The sequence below is a fragment of the Methylobacterium sp. P5_C11 genome (assembly GCF_054049775.1).
This window is the reverse complement of the sequence record NZ_JBFULS010000008.1, coordinates 37,547-55,037: the sequence shown is the minus strand read 5'-3', so window position 1 is coordinate 55,037 and position 17,491 is coordinate 37,547. Positions and strand designations below refer to the sequence as shown.

Genomic DNA, 17,491 nt, shown 5'->3' with positions numbered 1-17,491 from the left:
CACCTCCGCTGTTTGCCGCAAGAAAGTAACGAAACGGGCGCGTCTGGGCCAAGAAGGTCCTTGCGGTCAAGGCCCGATTGCGTCAGGACTGGGGCGTTATTCTTGGTTACCGCGACCTGGGGTAATGATAGTGCGGGGCGTGGGCTGTCTGGGATGGCGCGCACGCGGTATTCGAGACAAGGGCGGCGGACGGTTTTTGCGAGCTTTCTATGGGACGTGGTCGTGATTTCAGGGGGCCGCAGAAGCGCGGCTTCGACGAGAGTGGCGAGCCGAGATGGCCTGATCAGGCTCCCCCCAGCGGCGGATACGGCGGCGGCGGTGGTGGTGGTTTCGGTGGTGGCGGCGGCGGCTTCGGCGGCGGCGGTTTCGACCGTGGTCCGTCGCGCGGCGCGGCGCCGGTCGCGTCCGGTCCGGAGCGCGATGCGACGGTCAAATGGTTCAACAAGGAGAAGGGCTTCGGCTTCGTCGAACTCGGCGACGGTTCGGGCGATGCCTTCCTCCACATCCGCGCCGTCGAGGCGGCTGGCCACGATGACCTGATGCCGGGCACCCGGCTGACGGTGACGACCGCGCAGGGCCAGAAAGGTCCGCAGGTCACCAGCGTCACCAGCGTTGACACCTCCACGGCCGAGGCGCCCGCGCCCCGGCGCGAGTTCCGTCCGCGCACCGGCGGCTTCGGCGGCGGCGCTCCCGCCGGCGGTGGCGGCTACGGCGGCGGCGGTGGTGGCGGCTACGGCGGTGGCGGTGGCGGCTACAGCGGCGGCGGTGGTGGATACGGCGGCGGCGGCGGTGGTGGCCGCTCCGCCGGTGGTCCGTCCGTCGAGATGAGCGGGACCGTGAAGTGGTACGATCCCGCGAAGGGCTTCGGCTTCGTCTCGGTCAACGACGGCGGCAAGGACGTGTTCGTTCACCGCTCCGCCCTGTCCCGCGCAGGCCTCGACTCGCTCGCCGAAGGCCAGCAGGTCACCCTGGGCGTGGTCGAGGGCCAGAAGGGCCGCGAGGCGCAGAGCATCAACGTCGAGGATTGAGTGTCTCGCGTCGGCCGCAAGGTCGCCGCGATCTCCTGCCAAACGCAAAGGCGGCGGTTCTCGGAAGAGCCGCCGCCTTCGTTGTTTCGGAGTGTGCCGATGGGCCGCCTGTTGTCGATGGTCCTGCTCGTACTCGCGGGCAGCGCGCGGGCGGCGGACTTCACCGGCTTCTACGCGGGCATCAACGCCGGCTACGGCCGGGGCTCCGCGCACGACCGCCGTGTCAGCGCACCGGCCACGGGAGGTGCGTCGACCTTTGCCGGGGCGCAGTCCGGTCCCGATCTTCCACCGAGCGCCAGGGACGCGGCCGCAACGCTCCGGACCGTCAAGACGGCCAGAGCGCCCGGGACGCTCGGTCGCTGAGGCCGATTCGCGACCGCCGCATCGCGATCGCGATCTCCCGCGCCGCCCGGCCTAACCCTCTCTTTTCATACTGGAATCATTCCGGAACATAGCCGTTGCGTCCCGGCCTGGGCCGCTGCTACGTCGCGGCATGGGCTCACGGGAACGAGAGGCGGCGCGATGAACCCGCGTGCAACGCCGCTGGCGGTGTATCGACTCGCCGTCGCCGGTCGGGTGCTCCTGGCGGCGCTGGGCGGCTACGGGGTCGCCGCGCTCGCGAGCGGTTTGCTGGCGCTGATCCTGCCGGGCTCCCGCGCCGAGGCGGTGTCCACGGCGACGCTGGCGAGCTTCGCCATCATGGCGGCCGCGGTGATCTGGGTGTTCGCCGCCCCGACGCTGGCACGGGCGGCCCTGGTCCTGGGCCTCACGTCGGCCGTGATGGCCGGGGGCCTCTGGTTCGCGCTCGCCATCGCCCGTGGGGGCGCGGCTTGAGCCCGTCGCGGGGCCTGCGCCAGTCGATGGCTTGGCTGCACACGTGGTCCGGCCTCGTCATCGGATGGGTGCTGTTCGCGATCTTCGTCACCGGAACGGCCAGCTATTACCGCACCGACATCTCACACTGGATGCGGCCCGAGCTGTCCGATTCGGCAGTCGATCCGGTCGCGGCGGCGACACGCGCCGGCACGTTCCTGCGCCGGACGATGCCGGAGGCCGCCGGATGGTCCGTAAGACTGCCGGATTCCGAGAACCCGGCGGTCGAAGTCTACTGGTGGCCGCATCTGGACGGACCCTACCACCACGCGCTTCTCGACCCTGCCACGGGAGAGGCCGCACATGTCCGCGACACGCGCGGCGGCGACTTCCTGTACCGGTTCCACTTCGAATTGAGCTTGCCGCCGGTCTGGGGGCGCTGGATCGTCTCGGCCTGCGCGATGGTCCTACTGATCGCGCTGATGTCCGGGATCGTCACCCATCAACGCATCTTCGCCGACTTCTTCACCTTCCGGCGCGACCGTTCGGCCCAGCGCGGCTGGCTCGACGCCCACAACGTGATGGGCGTCCTTGCGCTGCCCTTCCACCTGATGATCGTCTACACGGGCCTCGTCACCTTGGCGCCGATGCTGATGCCGTGGGGGATCAAGGCCGTCTACGGCGAGGACGTGCTCCGCTACTACGCCGAGGCTGGCCTGATGACGCCGGGGCGCATGCCCACCGGGCAGCCCGGCACGCCGCTGCCGCTCGGCGAGATCGTGTCGCGGGCCATGACGGCCGGGGGCGAGGCGCCCGAGATGCTGGTGATCACCACGCCGGGGGATGCCGGCGCCACCGCGACGGCGTATTTCGCCGAGCCGCACGGGCTTGCGCATCTCCACCCGCAGATCGCCTACGCGGCCGATTCCGGCGTGGAGATCGGCCGTGTCGGCGAAGCCGGCGCGGCGACGCGGACGGGGGCGGTCATGACCGGGCTCCACGAGGCGCATTTCGCCGCCGCGCCGCTGCGCCTCCTGTTCTTCCTCTGCGGTGTCATGGGCGCGGCCACGGTCGCCAGCGGCCTCGTCCTCTGGACGGTGAAGCGTGCGCCCAAGGGCGCCGATCCCGAAGGTTTCGGCCTGCGGATCGTCCGGTTGCTCAATCTCGGGACCATCACAGGGTTGCCGGTGGGGTTGGCCGCCTACTTCCTTGCCAACCGGCTTCTTCCGATCGGACTGGAAGCGCGGGCCGACTGGGAGGTGCGCGGTTTCTTCGCAGCCTGGATCGCCGCCGCGATCGCCGCATCCCTCTACCCGCGGCGACGGGCCTGGTCGGCCGCCCTCGCAGTGGCGGCCTGCGCCTTCCTGGCGATTCCGCTCGTCGATGCCGTGCTGGTGGGCCAGCCGGGCTACATGATTTTCGACACCGCCATGGCAGCCCTCGGTCTGGTCCTCCTTGCCGGATCGCGGCTCGCGGCGCGAGGTCGGGCGGCAGCGCCGCGCACGCCCGAGGGCGGATTGTCCCGGACGGTCGAAGCGTGACGCCCGCCGCGCTCATCCTCAGCCTGCTCCTGAGCTTCGCGGGCTTCGCAGCCCTGGCCCTGAGCCTCGACCGGCATCACCGAGCCGCTTTCCATGTGTCTCGGCCGCGGCAGCGCGTCGGGAGCCTGCGCGCTGCCGGATGGTGCGGCCTTAGCCTGTCATTCGCGGCAGCGGTGGCGGCGGCCGGCTGGAGCTTCGGACCGGTTCAGTGGATCGGCTCGCTGACCGGTTCCGCCCTCGCCGTGGTGGTGCTGATCGCCTATCGGCCGGCGTGGCTGCGGAATGCCGCGCTGTCGGCGCTGCCGCTCGCGGTCCTCGCCCTGCCTCTGGCACTGGCGTGATCCGCGACGTCGGTCGCGCTGATCGTGCGGGGGGCATCGGACAGCCCGTCGGTCTCTCCCCTCGTTCGTCTCGGGCAGCCGCGGGCGCGAGAACCACGTCGGAAAGCGGCCGAGCCGGAGGCGCGGCGCTGAGGAGATTTGTCCGCTCGCGGTAACGTCCGGAAGCGCGTAGGATCGGTGCACTCGCGCACTGGCCAAAAGTCCATCTTGATTCGACAGGCCAAAAGCCATTGGCTGCGAACAGAGCGGAAGCGGATGCGGCCCCGACGATAGGTCGCCCGAACGCCAGCTTAAGCCCAAGAGCCGCGGTTCGCGAGGCCGGGGCCTATGGAGGGAACACTGCGATGAACAAGCCGGAATTCCTCGGCGACGCCAAGGTCAAGTCGCCCTTCTCGGCTCGCTACGAGAACTTCATCGGCGGCCAGTGGGTCGCCCCCGCGGCCGGCCGTTACTTCGAGAACACGTCGCCGATCACCGGCAAGGTGATCTGCGAGGTCGCACGCTCCGACGCCCAGGATGTCGAGAAGGCGCTGGACGCCGCCCACGCGGCCAAAGAGGCTTGGGGCCAGACGGCGCCGGCCGAGCGCGCCCGAATCCTACTCAAGATGGCCGACCGGATGGAGGAGAACCTCGATCTGATCGCGCTGGCCGAGACCTGGGACAACGGCAAGCCGATCCGCGAGACGACCCACGCCGACATCCCCCTCGCCATCGACCATTTCCGCTACTTCGCCGGCTGCGTGCGGGCGCAGGAAGGCTCGATCTCCGAGATCGACCACGACACGGTCGCCTACCACTTCCACGAGCCGCTGGGCGTGGTCGGTCAGATCATCCCGTGGAACTTCCCGATCCTGATGGCGGTGTGGAAGCTCGCCCCGGCGCTCGCCGCCGGCAACTGCGTGGTCCTCAAGCCCGCCGAGCAGACCCCGGCCTCCGTGCTGGTGCTGATGGAGATCATCGGCGACCTGCTGCCGCCGGGCGTGCTCAACGTGATCAACGGCTTCGGGCTCGAGGCCGGCAAGCCGCTTGCCTCGTCGCCGCGGATCGCCAAGATCGCCTTCACGGGTGAGACGACCACCGGCCGCCTCATCATGCAGTACGCCTCGCAGAACCTGATCCCGGTGACGTTGGAGCTCGGCGGCAAGTCGCCGAACATCTTCTTTGCCGACGTGGCCAACGAGGACGACGACTTCTTCGACAAGGCCCTCGAAGGCTTCACGATGTTCGCCCTCAACCAGGGCGAGGTCTGCACCTGTCCGAGCCGCGCCCTCGTGCACGAGTCGATCTACGACCGATTCATGGAACGCGCCGTGAAGCGCGTCGAGGCGATCACGCAGGGCTCGCCGCTGGATCCGGCCACGATGATCGGCGCCCAGGCCTCGGGCGAGCAGATGGAGAAGATCCTCAGCTACATCGACATCGGCAAGCAGGAGGGCGCGCAGCTGCTCACCGGCGGCGAGCGCAACGTCAAGGACGGCGAGTTCGCGGAGGGCTTCTACGTGAAGCCGACCGTGTTCCGCGGCCACAACAAGATGCGCATCTTCCAGGAGGAGATCTTCGGCCCCGTCCTGTCGGTCACGACCTTCAAGGACGATGCCGAAGCGCTCTCCATCGCCAACGACACGCTCTACGGCCTCGGTGCCGGAATCTGGACTCGCGACGGGACCCGTGCCTACCGCTTCGGCCGGGCGATCCAGGCCGGCCGCGTCTGGACGAACTGCTACCACGCCTACCCGGCCCACGCGGCCTTCGGCGGGTACAAGCAGTCCGGCATCGGCCGAGAGACCCACAAGATGATGCTCGACCACTACCAGCAGACCAAGAACATGCTGGTCAGCTACTCGGCCAAGAAGCTCGGGTTCTTCTGAGTTTCTTCCCGGGTTAACCCCCCGAGACAACTTCAGCCCCGGCCTCACGGCCGGGGCTTTTTCGATCCCGGATCGCCACCGCGCTCAATACGCGCCGTAGCCGTATCCCTCGAGGGGAGGATTGGCGATCGAGCCGGGGGCCATGGGACCGGCGTCGGCGCTGACGCCGCGGACGTCGTCCGGCGGACCGTCCCAGCCGACCACGCCCATAGGGTTGTCGGGCGTGACGTTGGGATTTCCGGCGACCTGCCAAGCGTGCTGCAAGAACAGCGGCTGTTCGCGGGGCTGCACGCGGAGGGCGAGCGGTTCGGCGGCGGCAGGCCCAGCGAGGGCGAGCAGGCCGAGGCAGGCGGCACTGAGGCGAACAATCATGGCGGGCATTCCCGGTCCGTTGTGGCGGCAGAGGCCGCGCTGCACTGACACAACGCGTCACCCCGCATCCGGAGCCGGCGCGAGCGCGAACGAATGGCCGTGGAAAACCGCGGGTCACCACGCATATTCAGTCATCGATCCGGGAGGACGGCATGAATTTGGACCAGACTTTGGACGCCAATGTCGCGGAGCAGGTCGGCGCTGACGGGACGCCGTTGCGGGTCACCGCCACCCCGGCGGCCCTCGCGCTGATCGACGAGTTGCGGAGCGAGTACGGACCGGTGATGTTCCACCAGTCGGGCGGCTGCTGCGACGGGTCCTCGCCCATGTGCTACCCCGTCGGCGATTTCGTCGTCGGAGACGGGGACGTCCGTCTCGGCACGGTCGGCGGCGCGGACTTCTTCATCAGCCGGTCGCAGTTCCAGGTGTGGAAGCACACGCATCTGATCCTCGACGTCGTGCCGGGCCGTGGCGGCATGTTCTCCCTGGAGAACGGACGCGAGAAGCGCTTCCATATCCGGTCGCGGATGTTCTCCGAGGCCGAGAACCGGGCGCTCGAGGGCGCGTGCAAACTCTGAGGGAGGGGCCGCGATGGCGACCGTGAAGCTCTGGTCCGATGCCGAGGCCGAGGCCGAGCCGCGCGTCCACGCTGTCTTCGCCGACATCCGGACGACCCGGGGTTCCGATGTCATCAACAATTTCTGGCGCGGCCTCGCCAACGATCCGGCCTTGCTCGAACGCACGTGGTCCACGCTGAAGACCGTCATGGGGGCGGGAAGCCTGGATCCGCTGACGAAGGAACTGGTCTACATTGCGGTTTCGATCGCCAATGGCTGCCCGTACTGCATCCACTCCCACACGGCCGCCGCGCGCGCTAAGGGCTTGACGGCCGAGCAGCACGGCGAGTTCCTGGCCGTGGTCGGGATGGCCAACCAGACCAACGCCTTGGTCAACGGCATGCAGATCCCCATCGATCCCGCCTTCAGAGTGGAGGAAGGTTCATGAGTTCCGGGTCCGGCACGGTGAAACAGGGGCTGCGGGTGGTGCACGAGAGTGCGCCGTTCCGCGGCAAGCAGGGTCACATCTATCGACCCGCTATCTCCGCCGAGGCGGTGGGATCGAAGGCGCTGCACATGCAGCTCCTGGAGATCCCGCCCGGCGAACGCGCGCATGCCCACAAGCACGAATCGCACGAGACGGCGATCTACGTCCTGTCCGGCGTGTCGGGCTGCTTCTGGGGTGACCGCCTGGAGAACCACGCGATCGCAGGGGCGGGCGAGTTCGTCTACATCGCCGCCGACGTGCCGCACCTGCCCTACAATCGGAGCCGGACCGAGCCCGTCACGGCCGTGATCGCCCGGACGGACCCGAACGAGCAGGAGAGCGTCGTCCTGCTGCCGGACCTTGAGGCCGGTGTCGACTGGTCGAAGGCCGACGTCTAGAGCCRTTCCCGAGCGGGTCGGGGGAGGGGGGCGGTAGCCGAGCCCGTGCCGCACACGGCGAGGTCCCCTCACCGATTTGGCCTGCGACGGTCACACATCCGGGCCGAACACGAGAGCGGGCGGCAGCTCGCGACGCGCCCCCACTCCCATGCGGGATTGGGGAACGGGGCGCGGCTGTCTTGACCAGGGTCGCCGTCCTTCCAAACCGTTGCAACACGATCGGGGACGGCTCTATCCGGTCAGCGCTGCTCGATCCGCTCGTTGGCGAGACGCTCGGCGCGCGTGCGCTCGTCGGCGGAGAGGCCGGACAGGGTCTGGTCCAGCCAGGCATCGGACAGGCCCTGTCCGGCCGCGGCGAGGTTCCAGGCCGCGGCCTCGACAAGATTCTTGGCTACGCCACGGCCGACGGCGTAGAGCCGCGCGACCCGGTTCTGCGCGATGGCGTTTCCGCGTGACGCGGCGTGGAGGAAGTAGCGTGCGGCCGCGCGCTCGTCCTTGTTGACGCCGGTGCCGTTGAAGAGAAGGATCGCGTACTCGACCTCGCTGGCGAGATCGCCGTTGTCGGCGCCGCGACGAAACCACTCCGCCGCCTTGGACGGGTCCTTCGGTACGCCGCGTCCCTGCAGATAGAGCACGCCCAGATCGTGCTGCGCGGGGCCGATCTCGGCCTCGGCGGCCTTGCGGAACTGCGTGGCCGCAGCGGCCTCATCGGCGGTGGCACCCGTGCCGATCAAAATCAGTCCGAGATTGTAGGCAGCCGTAGGCGAGCCTTGGCCGGCAGCCTGCTCCAGCCAGCGGCGACCCGCTTTCGGGTCCTTGGGCATGCCGCGACCATCGAGTGCCATGAGTCCGAGGGACGCCATGGCGGATGCATCGTTCTGGGCGGCCGCCAGGCGGTACCAGTCGGCTGCCTTCACGGCATCCTGCTTCACGCCGAGGCCCTGGTTGTACAGTTCCCCGAGCAGCGTCATCGCGGCCGCATCCTTCGGATTCGTCTCGATACGCTTGGTCGCCTCTCGGAAGGCCGTGACGTACTGGCCACGCTGATACGCGCCGTAGGCGATGTCCGCCGGCTGTCCGCCCGCCGGCGGCACGGCACCGCGGGTGTAGTTCGGCGTGTACGGGCTCGGCAGTTCCGGCATCGGGGCCTTGCCGGAGCGGGCGGTGGTCGAGCCCGGCGCCGCGGGACCGGCAAGTTCCGACGCCGACCGCGCCGGGAGTGGGAAGGCCGCCGCTGCGGTAAAACCCAGGATGACCAGAGGAACGCCGCGCCTCACGCGGCCGCCTCTTGAACGGCGCGTCGGGCTCGCTCGACGGCCGCCGGATCGGTCAGCCACAGGCCGCTCTCCAGCCCGACGAACTCGGCGCCGGTGGCAGCGAGCGAGGCGATCTCCTCATGGGTGGTCGCGACGGCGATGCAGGGCGTCTCGAAGATCTCGGCCCACCACGAGACCCTGGCCAGCACGGTTGCGGCGTCCGGCGCGACCCCGTCCGGATACAGGCCGCCGAACATCAGGTAGTCGATCCCGGCCTCCCCCGCCTCCATCGCCGCGTGCTTGGTTTCGAGGCCGCCGGCGCCGAGGATGCGCCCGTCCCGCAACCGTCCGCGCAAGTCCTTCAGGTCGCGCGGCTTGTCGACGTGGATCCCGTCGGCCCCGCCGCGCACCGCCACCGTGGCGAGATCGCCGGTGAAGCCCGGGCAGGCCACGACCAGGGCCGCGCCCCGCTCCTGCGCCACCGGGGCGACAGCCTTGATGCGGGCGGTCAGCCCGCGCTCGTCGGCAGCGGCGAGCCGCAGGATCACGGCGGCGACCGCGCCGGTTTCGCAGGCGGCCTTCAGGGCCGCCGCGAAATCCGCGATACCGTCCGCGTCGAGGCCGTGCGGCCCGAGCAGGGCGAGGCGGGAATTGTTGCTCATCGACGCCGCCTATCCGGCCCTACCGGGCGCCGATCTTCGGATCGAGGGCGCCACTGGCGTAGCGCTTGGCCATCTCGGCGACGGAGATCGGCCGGATCGTCGAGCCCTTTCCGGCGGTGCCGAATTCCTCGAACCGCTGCCGGCAGAGCTTCGTCATCGCCTCCATGGCGGGCTTCAGATACTTGCGCGGGTCGAACTCGGAGGGGTTCTCGTTGAGCACCTTCCGGATCTGGCCGGTCATCGCCATGCGGTTGTCGGTGTCGATGTTGATCTTGCGCACGCCGTGCTTGATGCCGCGCTGGATCTCCTCGACCGGGACGCCCCAGGTCGGCTTCATCTGACCGCCGTACTGGTTGATGATGTCCTGGAGATCCTGCGGCACCGACGACGAGCCGTGCATCACGAGGTGGGTCGTCGGCAGGCGACGGTGGATCTCCTCGATCACGTTCATCGCCAGCACTTCGCCGTCGGGCTTGCGGGTGAACTTGTAGGCGCCGTGGCTCGTGCCCATCGCAACCGCCAAGGCATCAACCTTGGTGGCCTCCACGAACTTCACCGCCTCGTCCGGATCGGTCAGGAGCTGGTCGTGGCTGAGGGTGCCCTCGGCGCCGTGGCCGTCCTCGGCCTCGCCCTGGCCGCTTTCGAGGGAGCCGAGCACGCCCAGCTCGCCCTCGACCGAGACACCGGCCCAGTGGGCCATCTTGGTGACGTTGCGGGTGATCTCGACGTTGTAATTGTAGTCGGCGGGCGTCTTGCCGTCGGCCTTGAGCGACCCGTCCATCATTACCGAGGTGAAGCCGTACTGGATCGCCGTGGCGCAGGTGGCCTCGTTGTTGCCGTGGTCGAGATGCATGCACACCGGAATGTGCGGGTAGATCTCGACGAGGCCGTCGATCAGCTTGGCCAGCACGACGTCGTTGGCGTAGGCGCGGGCGCCGCGGCTCGCCTGGAGGATCACCGGCGAGTCGGTGGCGTCGGCCGCCGCCATGATCGCCAGCCCCTGTTCCATGTTGTTCAGGTTGAAGGCGGGCACGCCGTACTCGTGCTCGGCGGCGTGATCGAGGAGCTGCCGGAGGGTGATGCGTGCCATCGTGCCTGTCTTCCCGTTTCCGTGTGGTCGTCTGCCCGATCGCCGGTGGCGCCGTGAAGCCCTCAGCCGAGCCCTCTCGTGCCGATCTGCCGGGAGCCTCGCATCCGGTCAATCTCCGAAGCGAAACAGAGCACGCATTCGGCAAACGATCCTCACCGGCTTCCGCTCTCCAGCGCCGCCACGCGTAGCTTGACCTCGCTGACCCACCTTTCGAACTCGCCTGCCGTGCTCCGTACCATCACGCGCATGCTGGTCGCGCTCCTGAAAACCGTGCGCGGACTCCGATCGGGCGCCGCCTCAGCCCTTCGCGCGCAGCGCCTCCACGCCCGGCAGGGCCTTGCCCTCGAGCCATTCGAGGAAGGCACCGCCCGCGGTCGAGACGTAGGTGAAATCCTGAGCCACGCCAGCGTGGTTCAGCGCGGCCACGGTATCGCCGCCGCCCGCAACGGAGACAAGCTGGCCGTCCTTCGTCCGCGCGGCTGCATGCCTGGCGGCGGCCACCGTCGCAGCGTCGAACGGAGCCAGCTCGAATGCGCCCAGGGGACCGTTCCAGACCAGGGTCTTGGCCCCGTCGATCGCGGCGTTGATCTCGGTGACGGACTGCGGGCCAGCGTCGAGGATCATGCTGGCCTCGGGCACCGCATCCACCGGGACGGTCTGGTGCGGTGCCTGCGCCTTGAATTCCGTAGCCGCGACCGCGTCGACCGGCAGGATGATCCGGCAGCCCGCCTTCGCGGCCGCAGCCAGGATGCGCTTGGCGGTCTCGGCGAGATCCTTCTCGCACAGGGACTTGCCCACGGCCTTCCCTTGCGCGTGCAGGAAGGTGTTGGCCATGCCGCCGCCGATCACCAGCATGTCGACCTTGGCGACCAGATTTTCGAGAAGGTCGATCTTGGACGACACCTTGGCGCCGCCCACCAGGGCGATGACAGGGCGCTGGGGCGACTCGAGGCCCTTGGTCAGGGCATCCAGTTCAGCCTGCATCTCGCGACCGGCATAGGCCGGCAGCCGGTGCGCCAGCCCTTCCGTCGACGCGTGGGCGCGGTGGGCCGCCGAGAAGGCCTCGTTGACGTAGACGTCGCCGTTCGCCGCCAGCGCATCCGCGAAGTACGGGTCGTTCTTCTCCTCGCCCGGATGGTATCGGGTATTCTCCAGGAGCAGCACGTCGCCATCCTGCAGCGCCGCCACGGCCTTCGCGGCCGCGTCACCGACGCAATCCGACGCGAAGCCGACGGAGCGCTCGAGGGCGGCTCCAAGGGCCGGGACGACCGGTTCCAGGGAATCCTTCGGCTCGCGCTTGCCCTTCGGACGGCCGAAATGAGCGAGCAAGACGACCCTGGCGCCCTGTGCGGCGACCTCGCGGATCGTCGGAACGACGCGGTCGATGCGCGTGGTGTCGGTGACGCGTCCGTTCTCCATCGGCACATTCAGGTCGACGCGCATCAGAACGCGCTTGCCCTTCAGCGGGCCGGCGTCGTCGAGGGTGCGGAAGGCGCTCATGCGGTCCTGTGCGGGTGAGTCAGGTTTACTGGACGGTCGTGCCGACGGCGGCGCGCTGCGGCAGCAGATGGTCGAGGTTGAGCCGTTGGACGGCGATCATCAGCACCACGGTGAGGATCGCGGTGATCACCGCGGTCAGGACCAGGGCGCCGGTGCCGGGCAGCCGGCGCGTGCGCTCGGCGAGCCCCCGCATCTCCGTGCGCAGGGCGGCGAGATCGGATTGACGAGCCGCCTCGTTCATCCGGGTCGAAGCGTTCTCGACCTTGTCCTCGACCCGCGAGAGCAGCGCCTCGGAGCGGGCGTACTTATCCTCGATGCGCGAGCACTTGTCCTCGATCCGCGCGAGCTGATCGAAGAGTTGATTGGCCGGCAACGCATGAGACGGTGCGGAAGCTGCGGGCGCGCCCGCAGCGACGGGCGGGGGCGGAGCCGGCCGGGGGGGGGGCGGCACAACAGCTGGCCCGCTCGACGTGCCCTGCGAAGCGTCGGTCATCCCTGGAGAGTCCCTGGTTCGAAGAAAGGCCGTCCGATGAAAGGCGCGGCCGCCGGCCCCTCAGGAGGCGACGGCCGCGGGCACGAGGCTCAGATGAGCTTTGCCATCGCCACGGCCGTGTCGGCCATGCGGTTCGAGAAGCCCCACTCGTTATCGTACCACGTCAGGATGCGCACGAGCACGCCGTCCATGACCTTGGTCTGGTCGAGGTGGAAGGTCGACGAGTGGGGATCGTGGTTGAAGTCGATTGAGACGTTCGGGCGATCGGTGACGCCGAGCACGCCCTTCAGCGGGCCGGCGGCCGCGGCCTTGATCGCGTCGTTGATCTCCTGGACCGAGGTCGCGCGCTTGGCCGTGAACACGAGGTCGACCGCCGAGACGTTCGGAGTCGGCACGCGGATCGCGGTCCCGTCGAGCTTGCCCTTGAGTTCCGGCAGGACGAGGCCGACGGCCTTCGCGGCACCGGTCGAGGTCGGGATCATCGAGAGCGCCGCGGCGCGCGCCCGATAGAGGTCCTTGTGCATCTGGTCCAGCGAGGGCTGGTCGTTGGTGTAGGAATGGATCGTGGTCATGAAGCCGCGCTCGATGCCGACGGCGGCGTCCAGCACCTGCGCCACGGGCGCGAGGCAGTTCGTGGTGCAGGATGCGTTCGACACCACGAGGTGCTCACGGGTGAGCTTGTCGTGGTTCACGCCGTAGACCACCGTCAGGTCGGCACCGTCGGCCGGCGCCGAGACGAGGACGCGCTTGGCGCCGGCATCGAGGTGGGCCTTCGCCTTGTCCTTCGAGGTGAAGATGCCGGTGCATTCCAGCGCGATGTCGACACCGAGGTCGCGGTGCGGCAGCTCGGCCGGGTTGCGCACGGCCGTGACCTTGATGCGCTTGCCGTTCACGACGAGGAACTCGCCGTCGACCGCGACGTCGCCGGGGAAGCGGCCGTGCACGGAATCGAAGCGGAGCAGATGGGCGTTGGTCTCCACCGGGCCGAGATCGTTGATCGCCACGACCTCGATGTCGCTGCGGCCGGCTTCCGCGATCGCGCGCAGGACGTTGCGGCCGATGCGTCCGAACCCGTTGATGGCAACCTTCGTCACGGCGTGACTCCTTCGTGATGCGGCTCACCGCGCGCCGGACCTCGGGGCGCGGTCCGCGGAGCGGTCTCGGCGGCCCGCCATGCCGTCCGGGCCGGGCGGATCTGGGCGGGCGGGTTTGAACCTGCGATGAACCGGGCCGGGAGAGGCCGGGCTTCGATGCCCGTGACCGTCGGATCGGACGGCGCCGGCTGAGGCCTCGGAACTGTCGCGGACCAGCCCCCAGCAGGTCTCGCGCGGTCCCTCTCGGGAGCGCGCGGCTGTCTAACATGGCGCCTCAACCTGTCAAACGCATCGCCGTGACAAAGACCTTCGATCCACCGACCAATAAACAAGGGTCGCGGTTATCCATTGGCCGGCCGTCCGCTGGGGATCGAACGCGATTCCCTGCTGGAATTTCGCCCGGATTCGACGGAAAGCTGCCCGTCGAGGCAGACGAGGACCTATGGCCGACGAGACCGAGACCCGCTCCATCGACGACGCCCTCGGCCGGCTCGAAGTGGCGATCAATCGCCTCGATGCCGTCGTCCAGCATCGCCTCGACACCGCGGCACAGCCGGACGACCGGGACGCGGAACTCGCCCTGATGGAAGAGGATCGCGCCCGCCTGGCTGCGGCCCTCGACGCGGCGAGCGCCCGCCTCGCCGCGGTCACGGCCGCGACCGGGGAGGTCGGCCATCGGCTCGACCGGGCGATCGAGACCGTTCAGGATGTGCTCGGACGCGCCTGACCCCAACATCCGCGCCCGACGGAGCGCCGAGCGGAGCCGCCCTTGCCGCAGATCAACGTGACCATCGACGGCCGCAGCTATCGCATGGCCTGCGGGGAGGGGGAGGAAGCCCACCTCACTGGGCTCGCCACGACCCTGGATGGGCGCATCGCCGAGATGCGCAAGAGCTTCGGTGAAATCGGCGATATGCGCCTCCAGGTCATGGCGGCGCTGACCATCGCCGACGAGCTGGCGGAACTGCGGGGTCGGCTCGCGACGCTGGAAACGAATGTCGCGGAGCTGCGCGCGGCCGCCGAGACCGCCGAGCGCGGGCGGACCGAGGATGCCGAGCGGGCCGCAGCCGGAATCGGACGCGCGGCCGAGCGGATCGGCAAGCTCGCCGAGGCGCTGGGCGGCGCCGGGTCGCGCGGGTGAGGGCGGTGGCGCGGCCCGTCGAATCGAAGCCGCCGGTCATCGAGGCCATCGGTCACCCGATGACGCCCCGCTCATCCGTCCTGCAGCAGAATGGCGGCTGGTCCTGAGGGCCTATGAGCGCGCATCCCGTGAGCGCTCTCGAGATCAAGCAGGACGACCTGTCCGGCGAACAGACGCGTCTGGTGTTGGCCCTTCACCTAGCCGGCATGCAAGCCGCTTCGCCGCCCGGCAGCGTGTTCGCCCTCGATCTCTCGGGCCTGCAGGCCCCGGAGGTCACCGTATGGACGGCGTGGCGCGCGAATCGCGTGGCCGCCGTCGGAGCGATCAAGATGCTGCCGGACGGCACCGCCGAGGTGAAGTCCATGCGGACCCATCCCGAATTTTTGCGTCAGGGCGCCGGCTCGGCCATCCTCGAGACCGTCATCGCCGCTGCCCGCACCCGGGGTGTCCGCCGTCTGAGCCTCGAGACCGGCAGCGGACCGGCGTTCGAGCCGGCTCTCGCACTCTACCGATGCCGCGGCTTCGCGAACGGCGCAGCTTTCGGTCAATACAGTGCGACTGAATTCAATCAGTTCTGGCACTTGGATCTGAACTGACCCGTCGGCGCGCGCCGAACGATTCTGGCTGCGCAAGACAGGCCTGGGCGCCCCCTGTCACCCGGTCTCGGCGATGTAGCGCCCGAGCGCCGCCGCCGCCCGCAGCATATGGGCGCGCATCCGTCGAGCCGCCGTCTCGCCGTCGCCCTCCGCGATCGCCGCCAGGATCTCGCCATGCTCCTCCCGCGATCGGCGGATCCGGTCGGCGTGGCGCAGCTGTGTCCTGCGGAAGGCGGCGAGCCGCTCCCGGATTGCCAGCGCCTGCTCGGCCATGAAGCCATTGTGGGTCGCCGTGTAGAGCGCCTCGTGGAAGGTGCGGTTGAAGCGATCGTAGGCGTCGACGTCGCCCGCCTCGACGGCTGCGGCCGATTCTTCATGGAGTTCCATGAGTTGGCCCCGTTCCAGGGGCGTCATCCGGTAGGTGGCGAGCCGGGCGCACATCGCCTCGATCTCGGCGGTGGTCTCGAACATGTCGGCGATTCGCTGCGGCGTCAGCCGGGCGACCACGACTCCCCGGCGGGGTCGCATCTCCACTAGTCCGGAGGCCGCCAGTTGCCGCAGGGCCTCCCGGACAGGCGTGCGCGAGGCTCCGTAGCGCTGCGCGAGGTTCTGCTCGTCGAGCGCCGTGCCGGCGGCGATCGTCCCCGATGCGATGGCATCGGTGAGGGCGTCCCGGATCCGATCCGAGAGGAGCCCGCTGTCGATCTTCTGGAACTCGCCGTGCATTCACCGTTCCCGGACACGCGCTGCCACGCGCGAACGCCATACTCCCAGGATGACGGCGCAACACAACAGCCTAATCCGTCGACCGAGAGGAAAGAATCCCGCGCCCCGGGCCTCAGCCTACCAGCGCTCGCACCGTCAGGAACAGGATCGAGGGTCCGACGAGGCAGCCGATTCCGGTGTGGAAGGTCGCGGTCAGCGCCCCGTAGGGCACGAGTTTGGGATCCGTGGCCGCCAGGCCGCCCGCGACCCCGCTGACGGTGCCCATCAGTCCGCCATACGCCATCGCCGAGCGCGGGTTGTCGAGGCCGATCAGCCGGGCCACCAGGGGCGTGCCCACCATCACCATCACGGCCTTCGTAACGCCGGTGGCGATCGAGAGCGCCATCACGGTGGAATCGGCCCCGATGGCCGCGCCGGTGACGGGGCCGACGATATAGGTGATCGCCCCGGCGCCGATGGTCGTGATCGAGACCGCGTCGTGATAGCCGAAGGCCACGGCGGTCAGCGTGCCGACGATGAACGGCAGGATCGTGCCGAGGGCCAGGGCCAGCACGCCGAGCAGCCCGGCGCGGCGCGCCTCGATCACATCGACCTCGAAGGCCGTGGCGACGATCGCGAAGTCGCGCAGCATCGCCCCGCCCATGAGCCCGATCCCGGCCAGGGCCGGGATATCGGCAAGCCCTTTCTTCCCGCCCGTGGAGAGGCCGCCGACATAGGCGAGGATCAGCCCGAGCACGATGGCGATGGCGGATCCATGGACGCGTCCGTTGGTGAAGTGCCTGGCCGCCAGATTGGAGACGAGGATCAGCGCGCCGACGACCGCGAAGGCGGCCACGAGGCTCTGCTCGATGAAGACGTGCTCGATGCCGTGCCAGATGTCGTATCCCATGGCGCTCACCCCTTCCTGGCCAAGGACGCGTCGGCCGTTGCCGTCGGAGCCGGCTCGGTCTCGCCGCCGATTACGGACCCGCCGTGCTGGACCGTGGCGCTGCCGGGATCGCGCCGGCCGAAGCGACTGAGGAGTGCCACCGCGCCGAAGCACAGGACCAGCGATCCGGTCGCGGCGATGAGCACGATCGGGCCGCCGCTGACGGCCGCCACCACGTTCTGCTGTGCCGCCATGGCCACCACGATCGGGATGTACATGCCCGCCCAGAACTCGACGCCGAACTGGACCCCCTTGGTCAGGCGCCCCCGCCGGGAGAGCCACAGGCGGGCCGCGATCAGCAGGATCATGGCGATGCCGACGCCGCCGACATTCGCCTTCACGCCCAGGGCGAGCCCCAGAAGGTCACCGAGATACACGCCGATCAGCGTGCAGGCTGCGAGCAGGGCGACACCGAGGACGATCATCGGCGTTGGCCCTTCGCGGTGATCCGCTTGTCACCGCGCGCTGGCGGCCGGATCGACGCGCTCGGCATGGAGCGTCTCCTTCCCTGTCGGCTCGGTGGCCTTTCTGTTATTGTATGCAGGACATTGACTTGACGGCAATCCCGTATACGAAACTGTGATGAAGGCGGGTTTGAAA

General features: G+C 69.1%; 22 protein-coding genes. 12 read left to right on the top strand and 10 right to left on the bottom strand.

Going from position 1 to position 17,491, the window contains the following annotated elements; all coding sequences use genetic code 11:
• Nucleotides 1-209: 209 nt before the first annotated feature.
• The 6 genes from ACXJKQ_RS06905 (at nucleotide 210) to adh (ending at nucleotide 5,591) form a co-directional block, all read left to right on the top strand.
• Nucleotides 210-1,028, top strand: coding sequence for a cold-shock protein (locus tag ACXJKQ_RS06905; protein WP_457105026.1), 819 nt, complete (start codon nucleotides 210-212; stop codon nucleotides 1,026-1,028).
• A 99-nt stretch (nucleotides 1,029-1,127) separates the two neighbouring features.
• Nucleotides 1,128-1,391: a hypothetical protein gene (locus ACXJKQ_RS06900; protein WP_457105025.1), complete on the top strand. Its 264-nt coding sequence runs from the start codon at nucleotides 1,128-1,130 to the stop codon at nucleotides 1,389-1,391.
• 159 nt (nucleotides 1,392-1,550) lie between these two features.
• On the top strand, nucleotides 1,551-1,862 hold the full coding sequence (locus tag ACXJKQ_RS06895; RefSeq protein WP_457105024.1) for an iron transporter: 312 nt from the start codon (nucleotides 1,551-1,553) through the stop codon (nucleotides 1,860-1,862).
• 26 nt (nucleotides 1,863-1,888) lie between these two features.
• On the top strand, nucleotides 1,889-3,382 hold the full coding sequence (locus ACXJKQ_RS06890; protein WP_457105087.1) for a PepSY-associated TM helix domain-containing protein: 1,494 nt from the start codon (nucleotides 1,889-1,891) through the stop codon (nucleotides 3,380-3,382).
• Nucleotides 3,379-3,723, top strand: a complete 345-nt coding sequence (locus ACXJKQ_RS06885; protein ID WP_457105023.1) for a DUF3325 domain-containing protein — start codon at nucleotides 3,379-3,381, stop codon at nucleotides 3,721-3,723. Before ACXJKQ_RS06890 ends, ACXJKQ_RS06885 begins: the two co-directional genes overlap by 4 nt.
• Before the next feature lie 344 nt (nucleotides 3,724-4,067).
• Nucleotides 4,068-5,591 (top strand): aldehyde dehydrogenase, encoded by a 1,524-nt coding sequence (adh, locus tag ACXJKQ_RS06880; RefSeq protein WP_457105022.1) that lies wholly within the window; start codon nucleotides 4,068-4,070, stop codon nucleotides 5,589-5,591.
• Between the two features lie 84 nt (nucleotides 5,592-5,675).
• Here the strand turns inward: adh and ACXJKQ_RS06875 are convergent, their stop codons facing one another.
• Nucleotides 5,676-5,963: a hypothetical protein gene (locus tag ACXJKQ_RS06875; RefSeq protein ID WP_457105021.1), complete on the bottom strand. Its 288-nt coding sequence runs from the start codon at nucleotides 5,961-5,963 to the stop codon at nucleotides 5,676-5,678.
• Between the two features lie 152 nt (nucleotides 5,964-6,115).
• On the opposite strand from ACXJKQ_RS06875, the gene ACXJKQ_RS06870 reads away from it, so the two are divergent.
• From ACXJKQ_RS06870 to ACXJKQ_RS06860, 3 genes are read left to right on the top strand one after another with little or no spacing between them, the layout of a single operon-like run.
• Nucleotides 6,116-6,541 (top strand): DUF779 domain-containing protein, encoded by a 426-nt coding sequence (locus tag ACXJKQ_RS06870; protein ID WP_457105020.1) that lies wholly within the window; start codon nucleotides 6,116-6,118, stop codon nucleotides 6,539-6,541.
• Between the two features lie 13 nt (nucleotides 6,542-6,554).
• Entirely contained in the window at nucleotides 6,555-6,968 is a 414-nt protein-coding gene (locus ACXJKQ_RS06865; RefSeq protein WP_457105019.1) for a carboxymuconolactone decarboxylase family protein, read from the top strand.
• A complete protein-coding gene (locus tag ACXJKQ_RS06860; RefSeq protein WP_457105018.1) occupies nucleotides 6,965-7,405 on the top strand; it encodes a cupin domain-containing protein in 441 nt (146 codons plus the stop codon). The genes ACXJKQ_RS06865 and ACXJKQ_RS06860 overlap by 4 nt, the downstream gene beginning before the upstream one ends.
• 239 nt (nucleotides 7,406-7,644) lie before the next feature.
• Here ACXJKQ_RS06860 and ACXJKQ_RS06855 read toward each other — a convergent pair whose 3' ends face one another.
• The 6 genes from ACXJKQ_RS06855 to gap all read right to left on the bottom strand — a co-directional run bounded on the left by ACXJKQ_RS06855 (nucleotide 7,645) and on the right by gap (nucleotide 13,500).
• Nucleotides 7,645-8,682 (bottom strand): tetratricopeptide repeat protein, encoded by a 1,038-nt coding sequence (locus ACXJKQ_RS06855; protein ID WP_457105017.1) that lies wholly within the window; start codon nucleotides 8,680-8,682, stop codon nucleotides 7,645-7,647.
• Nucleotides 8,679-9,323, bottom strand: a complete 645-nt coding sequence (locus ACXJKQ_RS06850; RefSeq protein ID WP_457105016.1) for a thiamine phosphate synthase — start codon at nucleotides 9,321-9,323, stop codon at nucleotides 8,679-8,681. Before ACXJKQ_RS06850 ends, ACXJKQ_RS06855 begins: the two co-directional genes overlap by 4 nt.
• Before the next feature lie 19 nt (nucleotides 9,324-9,342).
• Complete coding sequence (fba, locus tag ACXJKQ_RS06845; protein ID WP_457105015.1) at nucleotides 9,343-10,413, bottom strand: class II fructose-bisphosphate aldolase; 1,071 nt, start codon at nucleotides 10,411-10,413, stop codon at nucleotides 9,343-9,345.
• 297 nt (nucleotides 10,414-10,710) lie between these two features.
• On the bottom strand, nucleotides 10,711-11,913 hold the full coding sequence (locus ACXJKQ_RS06840; protein WP_457105014.1) for a phosphoglycerate kinase: 1,203 nt from the start codon (nucleotides 11,911-11,913) through the stop codon (nucleotides 10,711-10,713).
• Nucleotides 11,914-11,938: 25 nt separating this feature from the next.
• A complete protein-coding gene (locus ACXJKQ_RS06835) occupies nucleotides 11,939-12,406 on the bottom strand; it encodes a hypothetical protein (protein WP_457105013.1) in 468 nt (155 codons plus the stop codon).
• 89 nt (nucleotides 12,407-12,495) lie between these two features.
• Entirely contained in the window at nucleotides 12,496-13,500 is a 1,005-nt protein-coding gene (gene gap / locus ACXJKQ_RS06830) for a type I glyceraldehyde-3-phosphate dehydrogenase (protein WP_457105012.1), read from the bottom strand.
• Nucleotides 13,501-13,942: 442 nt separating this feature from the next.
• Here gap and ACXJKQ_RS06825 point away from each other — a divergent pair, with 442 nt between their 5' ends.
• The 3 genes from ACXJKQ_RS06825 to ACXJKQ_RS06815 all read left to right on the top strand — a co-directional run bounded on the left by ACXJKQ_RS06825 (nucleotide 13,943) and on the right by ACXJKQ_RS06815 (nucleotide 15,237).
• Nucleotides 13,943-14,227 (top strand): DUF4164 family protein, encoded by a 285-nt coding sequence (locus ACXJKQ_RS06825; RefSeq protein WP_457105011.1) that lies wholly within the window; start codon nucleotides 13,943-13,945, stop codon nucleotides 14,225-14,227.
• A 42-nt stretch (nucleotides 14,228-14,269) separates the two neighbouring features.
• On the top strand, nucleotides 14,270-14,641 hold the full coding sequence (locus tag ACXJKQ_RS06820) for a cell division protein ZapA (RefSeq protein WP_457105010.1): 372 nt from the start codon (nucleotides 14,270-14,272) through the stop codon (nucleotides 14,639-14,641).
• A 113-nt stretch (nucleotides 14,642-14,754) separates the two neighbouring features.
• Entirely contained in the window at nucleotides 14,755-15,237 is a 483-nt protein-coding gene (locus tag ACXJKQ_RS06815; RefSeq protein ID WP_457105009.1) for a GNAT family N-acetyltransferase, read from the top strand.
• Between the two features lie 57 nt (nucleotides 15,238-15,294).
• Here the strand turns inward: ACXJKQ_RS06815 and ACXJKQ_RS06810 are convergent, their stop codons facing one another.
• From ACXJKQ_RS06810 to madL, 3 genes are all read right to left on the bottom strand, one after another.
• Complete coding sequence (locus ACXJKQ_RS06810) at nucleotides 15,295-15,963, bottom strand: GntR family transcriptional regulator (RefSeq protein ID WP_457105008.1); 669 nt, start codon at nucleotides 15,961-15,963, stop codon at nucleotides 15,295-15,297.
• Nucleotides 15,964-16,075: 112 nt separating this feature from the next.
• Nucleotides 16,076-16,840: a malonate transporter subunit MadM gene (gene madM / locus ACXJKQ_RS06805; RefSeq protein ID WP_457105086.1), complete on the bottom strand. Its 765-nt coding sequence runs from the start codon at nucleotides 16,838-16,840 to the stop codon at nucleotides 16,076-16,078.
• 17 nt (nucleotides 16,841-16,857) lie between these two features.
• Nucleotides 16,858-17,316: a malonate transporter subunit MadL gene (madL, locus tag ACXJKQ_RS06800; RefSeq protein WP_457105007.1), complete on the bottom strand. Its 459-nt coding sequence runs from the start codon at nucleotides 17,314-17,316 to the stop codon at nucleotides 16,858-16,860.
• Between the last annotated feature and the right edge of the window lie 175 nt (nucleotides 17,317-17,491).

What these genes read in the sequence shown, in the direction of transcription:
- ACXJKQ_RS06905 (WP_457105026.1), top strand. Translation starts at nt 210, where the DNA reads ATGGGACGTGGTCGTGATTTCAGGGGGCCGCAGAAGCGCGGCTTCGAC.
- ACXJKQ_RS06900 (WP_457105025.1), top strand. Translation starts at nt 1,128, where the DNA reads ATGGGCCGCCTGTTGTCGATGGTCCTGCTCGTACTCGCGGGCAGCGCG.
- ACXJKQ_RS06895 (WP_457105024.1), top strand. Translation starts at nt 1,551, where the DNA reads ATGAACCCGCGTGCAACGCCGCTGGCGGTGTATCGACTCGCCGTCGCC.
- ACXJKQ_RS06890 (WP_457105087.1), top strand. Translation starts at nt 1,889, where the DNA reads ATGGCTTGGCTGCACACGTGGTCCGGCCTCGTCATCGGATGGGTGCTG.
- adh (WP_457105022.1), top strand. Translation starts at nt 4,068, where the DNA reads ATGAACAAGCCGGAATTCCTCGGCGACGCCAAGGTCAAGTCGCCCTTC.
- ACXJKQ_RS06875 (WP_457105021.1), bottom strand. Translation starts at nt 5,963, where the DNA reads ATGATTGTTCGCCTCAGTGCCGCCTGCCTCGGCCTGCTCGCCCTCGCT.
- ACXJKQ_RS06870 (WP_457105020.1), top strand. Translation starts at nt 6,116, where the DNA reads ATGAATTTGGACCAGACTTTGGACGCCAATGTCGCGGAGCAGGTCGGC.
- ACXJKQ_RS06865 (WP_457105019.1), top strand. Translation starts at nt 6,555, where the DNA reads ATGGCGACCGTGAAGCTCTGGTCCGATGCCGAGGCCGAGGCCGAGCCG.
- ACXJKQ_RS06860 (WP_457105018.1), top strand. Translation starts at nt 6,965, where the DNA reads ATGAGTTCCGGGTCCGGCACGGTGAAACAGGGGCTGCGGGTGGTGCAC.
- ACXJKQ_RS06850 (WP_457105016.1), bottom strand. Translation starts at nt 9,323, where the DNA reads ATGAGCAACAATTCCCGCCTCGCCCTGCTCGGGCCGCACGGCCTCGAC.
- fba (WP_457105015.1), bottom strand. Translation starts at nt 10,413, where the DNA reads ATGGCACGCATCACCCTCCGGCAGCTCCTCGATCACGCCGCCGAGCAC.
- ACXJKQ_RS06840 (WP_457105014.1), bottom strand. Translation starts at nt 11,913, where the DNA reads ATGAGCGCCTTCCGCACCCTCGACGACGCCGGCCCGCTGAAGGGCAAG.
- ACXJKQ_RS06835 (WP_457105013.1), bottom strand. Translation starts at nt 12,406, where the DNA reads ATGACCGACGCTTCGCAGGGCACGTCGAGCGGGCCAGCTGTTGTGCCG.
- ACXJKQ_RS06825 (WP_457105011.1), top strand. Translation starts at nt 13,943, where the DNA reads ATGGCCGACGAGACCGAGACCCGCTCCATCGACGACGCCCTCGGCCGG.
- ACXJKQ_RS06815 (WP_457105009.1), top strand. Translation starts at nt 14,755, where the DNA reads ATGAGCGCGCATCCCGTGAGCGCTCTCGAGATCAAGCAGGACGACCTG.
- ACXJKQ_RS06810 (WP_457105008.1), bottom strand. Translation starts at nt 15,963, where the DNA reads ATGCACGGCGAGTTCCAGAAGATCGACAGCGGGCTCCTCTCGGATCGG.
- madL (WP_457105007.1), bottom strand. Translation starts at nt 17,316, where the DNA reads ATGATCGTCCTCGGTGTCGCCCTGCTCGCAGCCTGCACGCTGATCGGC.